This is a genomic window from Pseudoxanthomonas sp. LjRoot127, assembly GCF_964253495.1.
Classification (GTDB): domain Bacteria; phylum Pseudomonadota; class Gammaproteobacteria; order Xanthomonadales; family Xanthomonadaceae; genus Pseudoxanthomonas_A.
In genome coordinates this window covers 1,521,308-1,538,081 of sequence record NZ_CAXUQR020000001.1, presented here as the reverse complement: position 1 = coordinate 1,538,081, position 16,774 = coordinate 1,521,308, and the positions used below count along the sequence as shown (strand labels likewise).

General features: G+C 68.4%; 14 protein-coding genes. 8 read left to right on the top strand and 6 right to left on the bottom strand.

Features of this window, described 5'->3' with window-relative positions:
• Positions 1-45: 45 nt before the first annotated feature.
• From recC to ACSQ19_RS07150, 8 genes are all read left to right on the top strand, one after another.
• Positions 46-3,420 carry an exodeoxyribonuclease V subunit gamma gene (recC, locus tag ACSQ19_RS07185; protein WP_435995805.1) on the top strand — a complete coding sequence of 1,125 codons (3,375 nt, stop codon included), beginning with the start codon at positions 46-48 and terminating at the stop codon, positions 3,418-3,420.
• Positions 3,417-7,034: a UvrD-helicase domain-containing protein gene (locus tag ACSQ19_RS07180; RefSeq protein ID WP_435995803.1), complete on the top strand. Its 3,618-nt coding sequence runs from the start codon at positions 3,417-3,419 to the stop codon at positions 7,032-7,034. Before recC ends, ACSQ19_RS07180 begins: the two co-directional genes overlap by 4 nt.
• Positions 7,031-8,908, top strand: a complete 1,878-nt coding sequence (recD, locus tag ACSQ19_RS07175) for an exodeoxyribonuclease V subunit alpha (RefSeq protein WP_435995801.1) — start codon at positions 7,031-7,033, stop codon at positions 8,906-8,908. The genes ACSQ19_RS07180 and recD overlap by 4 nt, the downstream gene beginning before the upstream one ends.
• Positions 8,909-9,094: 186 nt before the next feature.
• The gene (locus tag ACSQ19_RS07170) at positions 9,095-9,367 is read left to right on the top strand and encodes a hypothetical protein (RefSeq protein WP_299344722.1); all 273 of its coding nucleotides are present in this window, start codon (positions 9,095-9,097) and stop codon (positions 9,365-9,367) included.
• Positions 9,368-9,375: 8 nt separating this feature from the next.
• Positions 9,376-9,720, top strand: coding sequence for a hypothetical protein (locus ACSQ19_RS07165; RefSeq protein ID WP_435995799.1), 345 nt, complete (start codon positions 9,376-9,378; stop codon positions 9,718-9,720).
• A gap of 125 nt (positions 9,721-9,845) precedes the next feature.
• Positions 9,846-11,300 (top strand): cardiolipin synthase, encoded by a 1,455-nt coding sequence (gene cls / locus ACSQ19_RS07160; protein ID WP_435995797.1) that lies wholly within the window; start codon positions 9,846-9,848, stop codon positions 11,298-11,300.
• A 66-nt stretch (positions 11,301-11,366) separates the two neighbouring features.
• Positions 11,367-11,624, top strand: coding sequence for a hypothetical protein (locus tag ACSQ19_RS07155; protein ID WP_296278703.1), 258 nt, complete (start codon positions 11,367-11,369; stop codon positions 11,622-11,624).
• The gene (locus ACSQ19_RS07150; protein ID WP_435995794.1) at positions 11,621-12,391 is read left to right on the top strand and encodes a pyridoxine 5'-phosphate synthase; all 771 of its coding nucleotides are present in this window, start codon (positions 11,621-11,623) and stop codon (positions 12,389-12,391) included. The genes ACSQ19_RS07155 and ACSQ19_RS07150 overlap by 4 nt, the downstream gene beginning before the upstream one ends.
• A gap of 32 nt (positions 12,392-12,423) precedes the next feature.
• On the opposite strand, the gene ACSQ19_RS07145 is transcribed toward ACSQ19_RS07150, so the two are convergent.
• The 6 genes from ACSQ19_RS07145 to ACSQ19_RS07120 all read right to left on the bottom strand — a co-directional run bounded on the left by ACSQ19_RS07145 (position 12,424) and on the right by ACSQ19_RS07120 (position 16,704).
• A complete protein-coding gene (locus ACSQ19_RS07145; RefSeq protein ID WP_299344712.1) occupies positions 12,424-12,819 on the bottom strand; it encodes an ExbD/TolR family protein in 396 nt (131 codons plus the stop codon).
• A gap of 145 nt (positions 12,820-12,964) precedes the next feature.
• Positions 12,965-13,375 (bottom strand): ExbD/TolR family protein, encoded by a 411-nt coding sequence (locus ACSQ19_RS07140; RefSeq protein ID WP_296278706.1) that lies wholly within the window; start codon positions 13,373-13,375, stop codon positions 12,965-12,967.
• Positions 13,376-13,378: 3 nt separating this feature from the next.
• Positions 13,379-13,807, bottom strand: a complete 429-nt coding sequence (locus ACSQ19_RS07135; protein WP_296278707.1) for an ExbD/TolR family protein — start codon at positions 13,805-13,807, stop codon at positions 13,379-13,381.
• Positions 13,808-13,853: 46 nt separating this feature from the next.
• Complete coding sequence (exbB, locus tag ACSQ19_RS07130; protein WP_296278708.1) at positions 13,854-14,603, bottom strand: TonB-system energizer ExbB; 750 nt, start codon at positions 14,601-14,603, stop codon at positions 13,854-13,856.
• Between the two features lie 77 nt (positions 14,604-14,680).
• Positions 14,681-15,355, bottom strand: coding sequence for an energy transducer TonB (locus ACSQ19_RS07125; protein ID WP_296278709.1), 675 nt, complete (start codon positions 15,353-15,355; stop codon positions 14,681-14,683).
• 158 nt (positions 15,356-15,513) lie between these two features.
• On the bottom strand, positions 15,514-16,704 hold the full coding sequence (locus tag ACSQ19_RS07120) for a heme biosynthesis protein HemY (protein WP_435995790.1): 1,191 nt from the start codon (positions 16,702-16,704) through the stop codon (positions 15,514-15,516).
• Between the last annotated feature and the right edge of the window lie 70 nt (positions 16,705-16,774).

Below are 16,774 nucleotides of genomic sequence, written 5' to 3'. Positions count from 1 at the left end.
GGCGTCTCCGTGCTGCGACCGCCATCCGGCACAATGACGGCGACGATGACGACTGACGCCACGCCCGACTTCCGCCTCTACCACTCCAATGCGCTGGAGGTGTTGGCGGGCCTGCTGGCGCGGGAATTGAGCACACCTGCGCCCGGTGTGCCGCTGCTGGCGCCGGAGACCGTGCTGATTCCCCAGGTCGCGATGCGGCGTTGGCTGCAAGCCACGCTGGCCACCGCGCATGGCATCGCCGCGAACCTGGAATTCCTCACCCCTGGCGAGTTCGTCGCACGTGCGCTGGACGCCAATGTGCCGGGCGAGGGCGACGATCTCGAGGCCGCGACGCTGCACTGGCGGCTGTACGCCGCGCTGACCGACCCCGTGCTGCTCGCGCGTCCGGCCATGGCGCAGATCGCCGCCTACCTGGCGGATACCGCGTCGCGCCGGCCCGATCCACTCAAGCCGTGGGCACTGGCGGGGGAACTGGCCGAGGTGTTCGAGAAGTACCAGGCCTGGCGTCGCGACTGGTTGCTGCGCTGGGAAAGTGGTGCCGATCCCGACGACCCGCAGGCGATCCTGTGGCGCCACGTCGCCGGAGGCCACGACTACCGCGCGCGGCGCATCCAGCGCTATCTCGACCGCTTCGAGGGCGCAGGCCAGCCGTTGCCGCAGGGGCTGCCGCCACGCGTATTCGCGTTCGCCACGCTCAATGTCTCCCCCGATGTGCTGCGCGTGCTGGCCACGCAGGCGCGTGTAGGCACGCTGCACTTCTATGTCCCGTCGCCGGTGAAGGACTACTGGGGCGACCTGCAACGCCTGCGCGCGGGCGCCGAGGACGACACGACCGCCGACGCCCGTCTGCTGCAGGCGTGGGGGGCGGCGGGGCGCGATTTCATGGCCGTGATCGGCAGCTACGAACTGGTGCACCCCACCCTCGACGTGCGGGGCCATGCCGATCCCGGTGCAGGGGGCGGCAAGTTCCACGGCAGCCTGCTGCGGCGCCTGCAGTCGGACCTGTTCCATCGCCGCGCGCAGCCGCCCGACCTGTTGCCGGCCCTGCGCACCGACGATCCCAGCCTGCAGGTACACGCCTGCCACACGCGCCTGCGTGAACTGCAGGTGCTGCACGACCAGTTGCGTGCGTTGCTGGAGGACGACCGCTTCGACCCGCCGCTGCAGCCGCGCGAAATCGCGGTGCTGGCGCCGGACATCGATCCGTACGTGCCCTATCTGGAAGCCGTGTTCGGCGCGCCGGGCGATGGCGACCGGTTGCCGTACGCGCTGGCCGACACCAGTCCGCTGGCCGGCGAGCCATTGGCCGACGTGTTCGTGCGCCTGCTCGGCCTGCCGGTTTCGCGCTTCGGTACCCACGAGATCCTCGATCTGCTCGCCAGTGCGCCCATCGCGGACGCGGCCGGTCTCGATGCCCCCGCCCTCGAACGCCTGCACGCGTGGCTGCAGGCTGCGGGCGCGCGCTGGGGACTGGATGCGAAGCACCGTGCCGCGCACGGCGCACCCGCCGACGATGCCTACACCTGGCAGTTCGCACTCGACCGCCTTCTGCTGGGCCACGCCAGCGGCGCGCAGGACGACATCGCCGGCGTCGCGCCCTGGCCCGAACTGGAAGGCAGCACCCTAGACGCGCTCGACATCCTGGTGCGCCTGCTGCGCGTGCTGGCCCGCCACCAGAAATCGCTGGGCGAGGCGATCACGCCTGCGCAATGGCGCGAACGGCTGCTTGGACTGCTCGCCGCACTGCTGCCGCGCGAACCTGCCCTGCCTGCCCGCCAGCGCGCACTCGACCGCCTGCGCATGCTCATCGACGACTTCGCCGTGCAGGCGGAGAAAGCGGGCTATGCCGACACCGTGCCCGCCGACGTGGTGCGCGCGCACTTCGCTACCACGCTTGCCGAAGCCGATACGCGCGCGCCCCTGTTGACCGGCGGCATCAGTTTCGGCCGCATGGTGCCGATGCGGCTGCTGCCGTTCCGCGTGATCTGCGTGCTCGGCATGAACGACGGCGACTATCCACGCCGCGATCCCGCCGCCGGCCTGAGCAAGCTCACGGCCGAACTCGGCACCGACAAGCGCCGGCATGGCGACCGCTCGCTGCGCGAAGACGACCGCTTCCTGTTCCTGCAGCTGTTCGCCGCCGCGCAGGATGTGTTCCTTCTCAGCTATCTCGGGGCCGATCCTCGCGACGGCAGCGCGCGCGAACCGTCGGTGCTGGTCAGTGAGCTCATCGACGCCGCCGCGCGGCAGCATGCCGATCCGGCGTCCGTCGCCAGGGCGATGGTGGTGCACCATCCGCTGCAGCCGTTCTCGCCCGTCGCGTTTGGTGGCAACGACGATCCACGCCGCTTCAGCTATCGCCGGCAGTGGCATCCCGCCGCCGGCCGGCTGGCGGGGCGACGCTCGCTCCTGCCGCGCTGGTTTCCGGGCGACGCGATGCCACCACCTGCCGACGCCGGCTCCGGGCTGTCGCTCGACCAGCTGCGCCGCTTCCTGACCGCGCCGGCCGAGCAGTTCCTCCACCAGCGGCTGGGCCTGCGGCTGGAGGGGATCGATGAAGCGGGCGATGACGTCGAGCCGTTGCTGCTGCCGGGCCGCGGCCTGGCGCGCAGCGACGTGCAGGCAGCCGTGTTCGCCGGGGTGCTGCAGGGCGACGATGACGTCACGCTGCATGCCGCCCTGCGCGCCCGCGCCCTGCTGCCTTCGGGTCCGCTGGGGCGGCGCACGCTGGCCACGCTGCGCAGCGAGGTCACGCCGTACGCACGCGCCTTCGCCGACTGGACCGGCGGCGAGTTGCCGGCGGCGCAGCGCATCGAGGTGGACATCGACGGCGTCGCACTGCACGGCACGCTGGCGGGCATGTATCCGCATGGACTCGCGCGTGTTCGCATCGGTGCACCGGGCGGAAGCGCGGCAATCCGCGACGGTCTGGACTGGCTGCTCGCCAGTGCGGCCGGCCTCGCGCTGCCGTTGGTTCAATTCCACGAGGGCGGCACGAAGCCGGCATCCGGTCATCCGTTCGGTCCCCACGTGCGTCCGCCGCTCGATCCTGGCCAGGCACGCACGGTGCTTCGGCACCTGCTCTGGCTGCGCGAGCAGGGCCTGCGCGAACCACTGCCGTTCGCGCCTTACAGCGGCTGGGAATTCTTCGCCGCCGCGCCCGACATGGAAGCAGGCCTGAAGGAAGCGGCGAAGAAATGGTACGGAAGCGAGCGCAGCTGGAGCGAAGGCAACGGCGATGCGCTGCGGCTCGCGCTGCGCGGGTGCGATCCTTTCACCGATGACGCAGCGCGGCTGCGGTTCGCGGATCTTTCGATGTCGATCTATCTCGCGGTCACGCAGGGCGAGGTCTACGCTGGCACCGATCCGGATGCGTTGCGCGCACTGGCCCCCGTCTTCGACGCGGAGGACGCCGGATGACCGTCGCGCACGATCCCTACCTCGCGCTGCCGCTCGATGGCGTGCAGTCCATCGAGGCGTCCGCCGGTACCGGCAAGACCTTCACCCTGGCCACGCTGGTCGTACGGCTGGTGGTCGAAGGCGGCTTGCGCATCGGCGAAGTCCTGGCCGTCACCTTCACCGAGGCCGCCACCCAGGAGCTGCGCGCGCGCATCCGTGCCCGCCTGCTGCTGGCAGCATCGCTGCCCGCCGTCGCCGCCGCCGATGAAGCGCCGGAGGCGGCATTGACGCGTGCGCTCCTCGATGCGCATCTCGCGCGGAGTGGTGAACCTCCCGCCGCACTGCATCGGCGTCTGCGCGAAGCCGCCGACGGCATGGACCTGGCGGCGGTGTTCACCATCCACGGCTTCTGTGCACGGGTGTTGCGCGAACACGCCCTGGAAAGCGGGCACGGTTTCGATGCGCCGCCGTTGCTCGCCAACGACGCAGCGCTGCGGCAGGAAATCGCCGCGGACCTGTGGCGCGCGCATGGCGCGGACGATGACGGTGCGGATGATCTGCTTGCGCTGTGGAAGGGCGGCCCCGACGCGTTGGCGGCCGACCTGCCCGCGTTGCTGCGCGAACAGCGGTTGCAGCCATACCCCGTCGATCCGCTGCCTGCCGACCCTGCAACGGCCTTGCGGGCGGCCGGCGAAGCGCTCATTGCCGCGTATCGCGCGCACGGGAGCGCGTTTCGTGACGCCCTGGTCGCCGCAGTGGAGGGAAAGGTGCTGCACGGCGGCAGCTACAGGGTCGAGTGGATCATCGGACTGTTCGACGCGCTGGAGGCATGGGCGGCCGCGGACGATGCCGGCATGCCGTTCGCGCACGACAGGCTGCCGCAGTTGCGCCGTGAGGCGCTGCTGCTGAAAACCAGCAAGGCCGGCGCGGGCCGCACCCCGGAATCGCCGCTGACGCATGCCATCGATGCCTACCTGCAGGCGCAGGACCGCGTCGACGCCTATCGCGAAGCGCGCCGCGTCGCCCTGCTGCATCGCCTGCGCGACGATGCCCGGGCACGGCTGATGCTGCGCAAACAGCAGCTGCGCGTTCAGACCTACGACGACCTGATCGACGGCGTCGCGGATGCGCTCGAAACGCCACATGCGGACGCCCTGGTGCAGCGCCTGCGGGCCCAGTATCGCGTCGCGCTGGTCGATGAGTTCCAGGACACCGATCCACGCCAGTGGCGCATCTTCGACCGCGTGTTCGGCAGCAGGAGTCCGCGGCCGGCGCTGTTCGTCATCGGCGATCCCAAGCAGGCGATCTACGGCTTCCGTGGCGGCGATGTGGAAACCTATCTCACCGCTCAGGCCAATGCCGTCGCCGCACCACCGCTGTCGCACAACTTCCGCTCGCGGCCGTCGGTGCTGCGTGCCATCGAAGCGTTGTACGCACAGGCCGGTCACGCCGCATTCGTCGATCCACGCATCCATTTCCATCCGGTCGCGCCCGGCGGCACACGTCACGATGACGACTTCCAGTGTCATGGCGCGGCCGCGCCCGCGCTGACCGTGTGGCGAGCGCCATCGCCGGCGCCCGGACCGGACGGCAAGGTCAAGCCCTGGGACGCAGGCACCTCGCGTGAACTGGCCACCGCTGCCTGCGTGGCTGCCATCCACCGCGTGCTGACGGATGCGCGCGCCGGCAACGCGACGATAGGAGGCAAACCCGTTCAGCCCGGCGATATCGCTGTGCTGGTCCGCACGCACCGGGATGCCACCCGCATCCGTGCCGCGCTGGCCGAGGTCGGCATTCCCGCGGTTGCCGCCGGCAAGCTCAGCCTGTTCGCCACGCCGGAAGCGCGCGAACTGCACGCGCTGCTGCGCACGTTGATGCACGGCGCGGACGACGGCCATCTGCGCGCTGCGCTGTCCACGGTCCTGCTGGGCGTGGATGCCGCCGGCATCGCCGCGCTCGAAACCGACGGCGATGCGATGCGCGGCTGGCAACAGCGCGCGCAGGACTGGCGCGAACGCCTGCATCGCGGTGGCCCGCTGGCGCTGGTCAACGACCTGTGCGCCGAGCACGCCCCGCGCCTGCTCGGCCTGCTCGACGGCGAGCGCAGGCTCACCAACTACCTGCAGACGGCCGAGATGCTGCAGGAAGCCGACGCGCGTACGCTCGGCCTGCCCGGCCTCGTCGACTGGCTGGCCGCTGCCATCGCCGATGCCCGCACCGCTACCGATGACGACGCGCAGCTGCTGCGGCTGGAATCCGATGCGCACCGCGTGCAGGTGGTGACGTTGCACAAGAGCAAGGGCCTGGAGTACCCGCTGGTGTTCCTGCCGTATGCGGGCATCGGCGGAAAGGCGCCCGATCCCGGCCAGCGCGTCGTCGTCACCGACACGGAGGGCCGCGTGCTGCACTGGAAGTTGCAGGAAGAGGTCTCCGGGTGGGGCGCGGCCAGAGCGCAATGGAGCGAGGCGCAGCGCGCCGAAGACGCGCGCCTGCTGTACGTCGGCCTGACCCGCGCCAGCCACGCGCTGTGGCTGGCGACGGGCGTCTTCTACCAGCACGCGCAGTCGCCGCTATGGGCGATGGTGCGCGATGCCGACGCCCTGCTGGCGCAGGACCCGGGTATCCGCATCGATCCCGCCGCACCGCCCGCCGAACTGCCGTGGTTGCCGCACGTGGCGGAGGGCGCGGTGCCGCCCGCCCGCGTCGCCCGGCGTTCCATCGCGCCCGACTGGTGGGTCTACAGCTTCACCCAGCTTGCGCATGCCGATGCGGGCCACGCCGTCGACGCTGCCTCCACCGAGGCCGACGGCGCGGCCGCGGACGAACCGGTGCAGCCGCCCGATGACGCAGACGCGTCCCCCGACATCACCGCCGACGCATACGACCCGCGCTTCAGTGGCAGCCGTTTCGGCAACGTGCTGCATGCGGCGCTCGAAGACACCCGCTTCCGCGCATGGGCGCAGTGGCAGGCGGGGGATGCGGCGCCGGAAGGCGAACATGCCGCCCTGCTCGCCGCGCTGCGCAGGGAAGGCTACGCGCAGGACGACCTGGCCGAGGGCGTCGCCCTGCTCACCTCGCTGGTCGGACGCACGCTGACCGTCGCGCTGCCCGAGGGTGGCGCATTGCATGCGCTGGGCGACGACGAGCGGCGTGCCGAAATCGAATTCCATTTCGCCCTTGCACCCACTGCCGTGCCGGCGTTGCTGGCGCTGCTGCACGAGCATGGCGTGGCGCGCGCGCGCCACGGGTTCGGCCTGCGCTCGCGGCTGGAAGGGTTGATGACCGGCAAGATCGACCTGACCTACGTGCGCGACGGGCGCTGGTACGTGCTCGACTACAAGTCCAACCGCCTGCCGCGCTACGACGCGCCCGCGCTGGCGACTGCGATGGCGCACAGCGAGTACGACCTGCAGGCCCTGGTCTACACCGTCGCGCTGCATCGCTGGCTGCGGTTCCGCCTGGGCGACGGCTACGACTACGCGCGCGATTTCGGCGGCATCCGCTACGTGTTCTGCCGCGGACTCGAACCCGCGCGCGATGCGTCGCTCGGTGTGCATGCGCAGCGCTTCGCGCCGGAACTCGTGCACGCACTCGACGCCTTGTTCGCCGGCCACGGGCAGGAGGCGGCCGCATGAGCCTGCTCGATACCCTGTTCCGCAACGGCCACCTGCCTACCCTGGACCACGCCCTCGCCCAGAGCCTGCGCCGGCTGGATGTGGCCACGCCCGACGACGTGCTCGCCGCCACCGCGCTGGCGTCGCTCGCCGTCGCCAAGGGCCATGCCGGTCTATCGCTGCGCGAGCCGCAGGCACTGCTCGACGCCGATACCCCCATCGACTGGCCATCCGTCGACGCGTGGCGTGCATGTCTCGCCGCGTCGCGCTGGGTGGCCACGCCGGACGATGCCGATGCGGTCGCCGACCCGCACGCGCCGCTGGTGCTGGAACACGACCTCCTCTACCTGCGCCGTTATCGCGAGTACGAACGGGCACTCGCGGCCGGCCTGCAACGCCTCGCCACGCAACCGGTGCCGGCAACCGGCGTCGATGCGCTCGCGCCTTTGTTCGCGCAGCTCTTTCCGCCGGCCGCGCACGATGTCCACCAGGCGCGTGCCGCCGCGCTCGCACTGCGCCATGCCCTGCTGCTGGTCACCGGTGGTCCCGGGACCGGCAAGACCACCACCACCGCGCGCCTGCTGGTGCTGCTGGCCGCACAGGCACGGTGCGCAGGCCGCGCCGCGCCACGCATCGCCTTGGCCGCACCTACCGGTCGCGCCGCCGAGCGCATGGCCGAAAGCGTCCGCCATGCGGTGCAAGCCTTGGCGGCGCAGGGCGTGGACGCCGACCTGCTCGCGACGCTGCCCACCACGGGCACCACCCTGCACCGCTTGCTCGGCACGATTCCGGATTCGCCCCGCTTCCGCCATCACGCCGACAACCCGCTGCCGTTCGACGTGGTGGTCGTCGACGAAGCCTCGATGATCGACCTGCCGCTGATGGCCAAGCTGGTAGACGCCGTCGCCGATGGCACGCGCCTGGTGCTGCTGGGCGATCCGGACCAGTTGCCGTCGGTGGAAGCAGGCGATGTGCTCGCTGCCATCCTGAGCGCGGCAGGGGATGGCAACGACATCGCCTTGCCGGATGACGAGGCGCTCCACCCGTTGCTGGGCGATGCTTCCCTCGCTGATCATCCGGCAAGCCTGGATCATCGACACAACCGCTTCGCCGGCATCCGCGTGCACCTGCAGCGCGGCTGGCGCCAGAGCGAAGCCCTGCAGCTCGCGCCGCTGGCCGCCGCCGTGCGCGAAGGCGATGCCTCCACGACGCTCTCGCTTCTGCGCAGCGACACGCTGGCCGGCGTGCAGTTCCACGAAGACCTGGCCGATCCGCTCGACATGCAGCGCGAACGCCTGCTGTCGCACTGGCGCGCGCTGGGCGAAGCCGCCACGCCCGCCGACGCGCTGGCGCTGTCCGCGCGCCTGCGCATCCTCACCGCCGTGCGTGAAGGCCCGCAGGGCGCGCGCACATTAAACGCCCGCATCGAGCGCCTGCTGGTGGAGGGCGGCAGCGGCCTGCAGCGTGCCGGGCAGGGCCACTTTCATGGCCAGCTGGTCATCGTTACAGAGAACAGCTATCGCCACCGTCTGTTCAACGGCGACATCGGGCTGTGTTTCCGCGATGCGCAAGGCGTGTTGCTGGCCTGGTTCCCAGGCGACACACCCACGCAGCCGCGCGCATTCCATCCCGCATCGCTGCCCGCGCACGAGTCCGCATTCGCCATGACCGTGCACAAGGCGCAGGGCAGCGAATTCGATGCGGTCTGGCTGCTGCTGCCCGCACGCGGCAACCGCGTGCTGTCGCGTGAACTCGTCTACACCGGCATCACCCGCGCCCGGCGCGAGCTGCACGTCGCCGGCAGCGAAACGGTGATCCGCGACGCACTGTCGCGGCATGCGAGCCGGTGGTCGGGGCTGGGGTGGCGGTTGGCGCTCCCACGCATCGCGTCGTAACGCCACAGCGCCGTGCAGCCGCATCGCACGTGCGTCGCAAAGCATGAACACGGGTTTGCGGTCACGCCCCCAAGGGCGTATACCTGTCATGGCTGACGGGCAGTCTCCTCCGCCGCCTCCCGCGGGCCGATTTCTCTCCCTCTCGGCTTCATCCACGCGACGCCCTGTCGCGCCGAGGAGAGATGCGTGTCCAAGCAGCACGTCCAGGTGTTCATTCTTCATCTTGGATCGCAGCAATCCATCGGTCCGGGCGACCTGCGGGTGATGTGGGCCACGGCCTGCGAGTCGCCGGACATCGCGGTGTCCCGCCGGCCGGCGACCCACGGTCACGCCACGGCACGGCCCTGCTTCGAGTTGTGGGCGGGCCGCCAGTTCCATCGCGCACCGGCAGAACGGCGCATGCGCGCGTTGCTGGAGTCGCGCGGCTTTCTTTTCACGTTGACGCATACCGCCCTGTAGGAGGGTGCATGACTTTTGATGTCGGGATCGGCAAGTGCCGGTCGGTGCAATCGGATTCGGTGGACGTATGGGTGGACGGTTCCATCGTCCGCCGGCTGGTGCCGGAAACCAAATGGCAGCGGGATGGAATAAGCGTGCTGCAAGTGCCGGTGAAGCTGTGCAGTGCGCGCCATCGGTTGGCGGCGGGCGAGGAGGTGTTCCTCGACACGGCGCTCATCACTGCGAACAGTGCGGGCAAGCTGGACGTCGACGGCAGCGGCGACTATGCCAAGGCACGCCTGTCGCTGCTGGTTCCCAATATCGACGCCACGCCCACGCCCCCGCCGCCCTCGCGCAAGGCGAGTTGGCGCTGACACGCCGGCCCTGCAGGCTGGCGCGCACGCGACCTTCGCCGTGTCGGCGGGCCCTGGAAGGAAAAGACGCTACCTGCAACGCCGACGCATCCCACGGAGGTCATGCCGACCTCTAGAATCGCGGCATGCCCGACGTCCTCCACGCCATCCGAGATGCCGCGTCCACCCTGCCCCACCTCGCCGGGTGGATCACGCTGGCCTGGCTGCTTTACCTGGTGCCGCTGTGTACCTGGATCATCCTGCAGAAGCGCGAACCGGTGGCCACGCTCAGTTGGCTGCTTTCCCTCGCGCTGCTGCCTTACGTGGGTTATTTGGTCTACTTCCTGTTGGGGCCGCAGCGCATCAAGCGGCATCAACTCCGGCGGACGCGCGCGCGCGAAGGCGTGGAGAGCTACGAGGTCTTCGCACCGGCTGACGGCAACAGCGCGGAACTGCCCATGCTGGCCCAGAAGACGACGGGACTGCCGCCTTCCACGGCCACCTCGGTGCAGCAGCTCGTGGACGGGTGCGCCACGTACAAGGCGATCCTGGATGCGATCGCCGCCGCGGAGAACCACATCCACCTGGAGTACTACATCTTCAACGGCGACCGTACCGGCCAGCGCATCCTCGAGGCGCTCGCGGTGAAGGCGCGCGAAGGCGTCAAGGTGCGACTGCTGCTGGACGCCGTGGGCTCGAACCGACTCAAGACCCGGGCCTTGCGCGCGTTGATCGATGCCGGCGGCGAGCACGCCTGGTTCCACCCTACCCGCTTCCGTCCCTTCACCCGTCCGTGGCTGAACCTGCGCACGCACCGCAAGATCGTGGTGGTCGACGGACGCATCGCGTTCACGGGCGGCATCAACGTCACCGACGATGAGGACGAGTCCCTCTGCGACGATGCATTCCGCGACCTGCACCTGCGCCTCGAGGGCGAGATCGTGCGCAGCATCCAGCAGGTGTTCGTCGAGGATTGGGTATATGCCACCGGCCAGCAGCGCAATGACTTCCAGGGCACGCGGCTGTGGAGCGCCAGCGATGCCAACGTGCGGGGCGGGATTGCGGTACAGGCACTGGTGTCGGGGCCGGATTCCGCATGGGAGCCCATCCATCGCACCAAGGTTGCGGCGATCCATGAGGCCAGGCAGCGCGTCTGGCTGGTCACGCCCTACTTCGTGCCGGGCGAAGCCGCGCGCATGGCGCTGACGTCTGCCGCGCTGGGCGGTCTGGACGTCCGCCTGGTGGTGCCCAAGACCAGCGATTCCCGGCTGGCGACGCTGGCCGCGCGGTCGTATTTCGACGAACTGCTCGCCGCCGGCGTGAAGGTCTACGAATACGGCCCACGCATGATGCACAGCAAGGCGCTGCTCTGCGACGACACGCTGGCCATCATCGGCAGCGCCAATTTCGACCACCGCAGCTTCCGGCTGAATTTCGAGATTTCCATGATGTTCCGCGACCGCGGCGTCGCCGGCACGCTGGGACAGTGGATGGAAGGCGAGATCGCCGCCAGTGAGCCGGTGCGCCTGCAGCGCGACCGCGCGCTCTGGCGCCATCGACTGCCCGAAGCACTGGCACGGCTGATGTCGCCCTTGCTGTGAAGCCGGTCGATGCCTGCCGCGCAACGGACGCGGTAATATTCCGCCACCAAGCCCCGGGGGTGGACGATGCACTGGCTCTTCCTGTTGATGGCGATCGGCTGCCTGTTCATGGCCGTGCGCACCACGTCTATGCCCTTGATGGTCGTCCTGATGCTGGTGTCGCTTTGCCTCTTCGTGGTCTGGATCATCGGGCGGCACGCGCGCAGGCTGGGTGAAACGCGCCGCGACGAATCGCTGATGATCGATCCGGCCGAGCTGCGCCGACTTCGCGAGATCGCGGAGGCGCGGCGCAATGCACCGCCGTCCGAACCGCCCGCACCGTGACCCTGCTCAGCGTCAACGTCAACAAGATCGCCGTCCTGAGGAATTCCCGCGGCGGCGATGAACCCGATGTTGTACGCGCGGCGCAGGCCTGCCTGGCAGCCGGCGCACATGGCATCACCGTGCATCCCCGGCCCGACCAGCGGCACATCCGTCCTGGCGATGTCGACGCGCTGGCGCGGCTGACGCGCGGGCACGGCGTCGAACTGAATCTGGAAGGCAATCCGTTCGCTCCGCCCCGCGACGGTTATCCCGGCTTCCTAGCGTTGTGCGACGCGGCCCGTCCTGCGCAGGCCACGCTGGTGCCGGACGGCGACAGCCAGATCACGTCGGACCATGGCTTCGATTTCGAACAGGATTCGGAACGCCTGCGCCCGCTGATCGCGGCACTCAAGGCGATGGGATGCCGGGTCAGCCTGTTCGTGGATGCCGGCTGCGCGGGACTCGAGAATGCGGCGCACATCGGCGCGGACCGCATCGAGATCTATACCGGCCCATTTGCCGAGGCGGCTTCGCGTGGCGATGCCGGCGATGCGCTCGAGCGCTGCAGGCGCACTGCCGAGCAGGCCCACGCGCTGGGCCTGGGCGTCAACGCAGGGCACGACCTCAGCCAGGACAATCTCGGCGGATTCCTTGCGGCGGTGCCCGGGGTACGCGAAGTCTCGATCGGCCATGCGCTGATCGGCGAAGCACTGTACGCCGGCCTGGACGCGACCGTGCGCCGCTACCTCGAGATCCTGAGCCAGGCCGAGGGCGTCGCGCGGGACTGAGCGGTGTCGATCCCGGCGACGCGCGCCGGGCGTCAGTTCCTCATCACGATGTTGCGCATGCCGCTGGCTTCGGCCTGCGACAGCGCGCTTACCAGTTGCTGGTAATCGGCGCTTTCCGACGCCTCCACCTGCAGCACGGTACGGGGGTCGGCCGTGAGCGCATCTTCCAGCCGCGTACGGAGATCGCCCAGCGCAACCGGACGGTCGTCCAGGGTGTAGTGGCCGCCGACGCCCACCTTGAGCACCAGATCGTTGGGCGGCTCGGCGTGCGTACCGGGAACCGGTTGCGGCAGGAGCGTCTCGATGGGGCGTGACAGCATCGGCGCCGTCACCATGAAGATCACCAGCAGGACCAGCATCACGTCCACCAGTGGCGTGATGTTGATGTCGGCGAGTTCGGAACGGCTTGCAGGAGCGGAGAACGCCATGGCACACCTCCTTCTGTCGGGGACCGTGCCCCTGACGCTACGCCCGCGCTTCCAGGGACGCAAGAGGGTCCCTGTCCGCCCTCCGGAACGAAGAACGCCGCCCCGGAGGGCGGCGTTCGAGAGCGTACCGCTGCTCGTTTCGCGATTACTGCACGAAACCGATCTTCATCATCTGCGCATTCTTCGCAGCAGCCAACACCTTGGCCATCACTTCGTAATGCGCGTCCGACTTGGCTTCGATGCGCAGCTCCGGCTGGTTGGTCGGATCGCGCTGGACTTCGTCTTCCATCTTGCGCTGGAGGTCGGCCACGTTGGTCGGGCTGTTGTTCCAGTACACCGTGTTGTCCGACTCGATGCGCAGGTCGATCGGCGGCGGCGGCTCGCGTACCTGCGGCGGCGGGTTGATCACACGCTGCGGCAGGGCCACCTCGATCGGGTACGTCATGATCGGTGCGGTCACGATGAAGATGATCAGGAGCACCAGCATCACGTCCACCAGGGGCGTGACGTTGATGTCGGCCATGGGGCCCTTGCTACCACCACTGCTGAATGCCATGGCTTACTGCCCCTTCTCTTTCGTGGCCACGTAGCCGATATCGAGCATGCCCTGGCCTTGCGCGATCTTGGTGACTTCCGCGATGGTGCCCATCTTGGTCGTCTTGTCGCCACGCAGGTTGAGCTTCGGCTGCGGCTGCAACTGGGCCACGCTCGACAGGCGCGATTCCAGGATTTCCTTGCTGACCGGCTCGTCGCCCCAGAACAGGTCGCCATTGTCCTTGACGGAAATGGTGATCGGCGGGGTCTTGGGGGCGGTCTTTTCGTCCGGATTCTGGACGAGGTTCGCTTCGGGCAGCTCGATCTTCACCTTGTGCGACATCAACGGCGCCGTGATGATGAAGATGATAAGCAGCACCAACATCACGTCCACGAGGGGCGTGACGTTGATCTCGGCCATCGGGCCACCGCTATTACCACTACTGAAAGCCATGACGGGCTCCGTCTAGAACGTTGCGTTGACTGCTTGTACCGCCGGCTCAGCGAACGCGCGAGCCGGTGGCGAAGAAGTCGTGCAGGTCGTGCGCGAACGTATCGAACTTGGCGATGACGGCCGCGTTCGTCTTGCTGAAGAAGTTGTAGGCGAACACGGCCGGGATGGCGACGAACAGACCGATGGCGGTCATGATCAGCGCTTCACCCACCGGGCCGGCAACGGCGTCGATCGAGGCCTGGCCGGTCGCACCGATGCGGATCAGGGCGCCATAGATGCCCCACACCGTACCCAGCAGACCCACGAACGGCGCGGTCGCACCGACGGTGGCGAGCAGCGTCATGCCGCCCTGCAGGTTGGTGCTCTCGCGGGTCACGGCCTGGCGCAGGGCGCGGTCCACGAACTCCGAGCGGCTCAGGGTCTCGCCCGAACCTTCCGAACGCTGGTGGTGCGCAGCGGCCTGGGCGGCGTCGAGGGCGATCTTGGAGAACGGCTCGTTCTTCGGCTGCTCTTCCATCAGGCGGATGGCGTCCTGCGCATTCGGGGTTTCCCAGAAGGCGCTGGTCACGCGGTCAGCCTGGCCCTTCAGGCGGGTGCTGCGGAGCACGTTGATGACCGTCCAGTACCAGGACATGGCCGACATGATCACCAGGGTGAGCAGCACGACCCAGGAGACGATGAACTCGCCGGGCTTACTGACCATCTCGCTGATCATGTGCTCGAAGCCCATCTGCGACAGGGCATTCGCGGCGTTGTTGCCCCCGGCGGCGGCGGCGAAAAGGGTTTCCTGCAGCATGACGCTTACCTTTATTTAAGTGTTGATTGAGGGTGGTGCGGGTTTCTTGCGTTGGAATCTGTCGATGCCTGGCGGCATCAGCCGCCCATGTTGAAGTCCACGGGCACGCGGACGCGGCCTGCGGCCTTCTGGCCATTGACGACGGACGCGTTGAAGCGCCATTTGCGTGCGGCTTCCATGGCAGCACGATCGAGATCGCGGTTGCGGCTGGACTTTTCCACCGACACATTGGTGACGTTGCCGTTCGCGTCCACGTCGATGATCAGGATGACCGTGCCTTCGATACCCGAGCGCGCAGCGGCCGGCGGGTAGCGGGGCGGATTCATGTTCTTGGACGAGATGTCGACGCTGGCGCCGATGTCCGGCGTCGGCGACGGCGGTGCGGGCGGCGACGGCGGGCTGACGATGTCGGTCGGACGCGGTTCGGCGATGTCCACGGGCGGTGCTTCCGGCGGGGGAGGCAGCGGTGTGGTCTTGGGCGGCGCGAGGTTCTTGACCGGCGGCGGCGGCGTGTCCTGCTTCGGCGGCGGCGGCGGCGGCGGCGGCGGGGGAGGCGGGGCGTCGACGATCACCACCGAGGTGCGACGTTCCTGCTCCTTCTCCGCCGGCGGGGCGACGGCCGGGATCAGCAAGGCCAGCAGCGCGGCTGCGTGCAATGCGATCACAAAGGCAATACCGATGATACGCGGCCAGTTGAGGCTGTTGTCCTCTTCCTGTTCCCGGTACCTGTTGATGACCAGTTGTTCAGCCATGCGCCAATTAACTCAAGGTTGATACGGGCACCGGGGCGCCTCGTTGATTCTGGATTCCGCCGGCCGTTTTGCGCGGCGGAATCCCCAGCTTATACCAATCCGACGCCCGGTTGCCATTATCCGTACGGATTTTTGGCCTACGGTGTCACTGGATCACGTCACTTAAGCGCGAGGATCTTCTTCGCGTCTTCCGGCTTCTTCAGTCCCTTGTTCAAGGCCGCCTGCGCAGCGGTCTTGGCTTCGGGGATGCGGCCTTCCTGCCAGAGCACGCGGGCCAGGTTGAGGTAGGTCTCGCCATCCTTCGCAAGCGGGGCGGCCTTCTGCCACGCCTCGATGGCCTGGGGGACCTGTTCGGAGTAGTAGTACGCCTGTGCCAACGCAAGATACGTCTGGTAATCCTGCTTCAACAGACCCTTCTGCAGGCCCTCGTTGACGACGGAGATCACGTCCTTCTCCTTGCCGTCCATATTGGCGTAGGTGATGTACAGCTGGCGGTATTCCTTCTCGTCCGTCAGCTGGCCGGCAGCGCGCAGCTTTTCCAGGATCGCGGCGGCCTTGTCGAACTGGTCGGCCTGCTGGTAGGTCGCGACCAGGTTCATCTGCGACTTCTTGTCGGTCGGGTTCTTGGCTGCCTGCTGCTCGGCCAGCTTGACGGCTTTCTCCAGCTGGCCCGCTTCGTTATAAGACGCCAACAGCAGGCTGTACCAGCTGTCCTTCGGCTCCGGAGTGGCGGCGATGGCCTTTTCCAGCACCGGAATGGCTTCGGCGAACTTTTCCGTCTGGTAGAGCGCCTGGCCCTTCATGATGAGGTCTTCCGGACGCGACGACTTAGTCTCGGTCAGGTAGCGATCGAGGTTGGCCATGCCCGGCTCGAACTCGTCATCCTGCAACTGCAGCTGGGCCAGCATCATCATGGACTGGTAATGACCGTTGTTGTCCAGTGCGTTGAGATCGACGGCCTGCCGCAGCAACTGCTTCGCGGTCGCCATGTCGTCGAGGTTGTAGGCAGCCTGCGCGCCAAGCTGCGCGGCCATCGCCTTGTCGTAGTCGTTGGCATTGGGCTCGGCCAGCAGATCCTTCGCGAGGGTCAGCGTCTCGGTGTCGTTGTCTTCCTTTTCATAGGCCTTGAACAGCTTGCTGAGCTTGCCCTGGGCCTTGCTCGAACCCTTGGCCTTGGGCTCCTCGCGGGTCGCGTCCGGATAACGCACTTCCGGCTTGGCGCTGTTCTTGCGTCCACTGCGTTCTGCGGAGCGGGCGTCATACGCCACGGCGTCGGCAACGACGGCGCCACCAAAGGCGGCCAGCAACATCAGGCTGAGGAGAGTCTTCTGGGGCGTGCGGTGCTTCATGTCTAAACCTCGTGGGGACAAGCAGAAGGCGGTTCACCCGTCCCCTCTGCGTGCGGGGCCGGCAAAACTA

What these genes read in the sequence shown, in the direction of transcription:
- recD (WP_435995801.1), top strand. Translation starts at nt 7,031, where the DNA reads ATGAGCCTGCTCGATACCCTGTTCCGCAACGGCCACCTGCCTACCCTG.
- exbB (WP_296278708.1), bottom strand. Translation starts at nt 14,603, where the DNA reads ATGCTGCAGGAAACCCTTTTCGCCGCCGCCGCCGGGGGCAACAACGCC.
- recC (WP_435995805.1), top strand. Translation starts at nt 46, where the DNA reads ATGACGACTGACGCCACGCCCGACTTCCGCCTCTACCACTCCAATGCG.
- ACSQ19_RS07125 (WP_296278709.1), bottom strand. Translation starts at nt 15,355, where the DNA reads ATGGCTGAACAACTGGTCATCAACAGGTACCGGGAACAGGAAGAGGAC.
- ACSQ19_RS07135 (WP_296278707.1), bottom strand. Translation starts at nt 13,807, where the DNA reads ATGGCTTTCAGTAGTGGTAATAGCGGTGGCCCGATGGCCGAGATCAAC.
- ACSQ19_RS07165 (WP_435995799.1), top strand. Translation starts at nt 9,376, where the DNA reads ATGACTTTTGATGTCGGGATCGGCAAGTGCCGGTCGGTGCAATCGGAT.
- ACSQ19_RS07180 (WP_435995803.1), top strand. Translation starts at nt 3,417, where the DNA reads ATGACCGTCGCGCACGATCCCTACCTCGCGCTGCCGCTCGATGGCGTG.
- ACSQ19_RS07140 (WP_296278706.1), bottom strand. Translation starts at nt 13,375, where the DNA reads ATGGCATTCAGCAGTGGTGGTAGCAAGGGCCCCATGGCCGACATCAAC.
- ACSQ19_RS07145 (WP_299344712.1), bottom strand. Translation starts at nt 12,819, where the DNA reads ATGGCGTTCTCCGCTCCTGCAAGCCGTTCCGAACTCGCCGACATCAAC.
- ACSQ19_RS07120 (WP_435995790.1), bottom strand. Translation starts at nt 16,704, where the DNA reads ATGAAGCACCGCACGCCCCAGAAGACTCTCCTCAGCCTGATGTTGCTG.
- cls (WP_435995797.1), top strand. Translation starts at nt 9,846, where the DNA reads ATGCCCGACGTCCTCCACGCCATCCGAGATGCCGCGTCCACCCTGCCC.
- ACSQ19_RS07155 (WP_296278703.1), top strand. Translation starts at nt 11,367, where the DNA reads ATGCACTGGCTCTTCCTGTTGATGGCGATCGGCTGCCTGTTCATGGCC.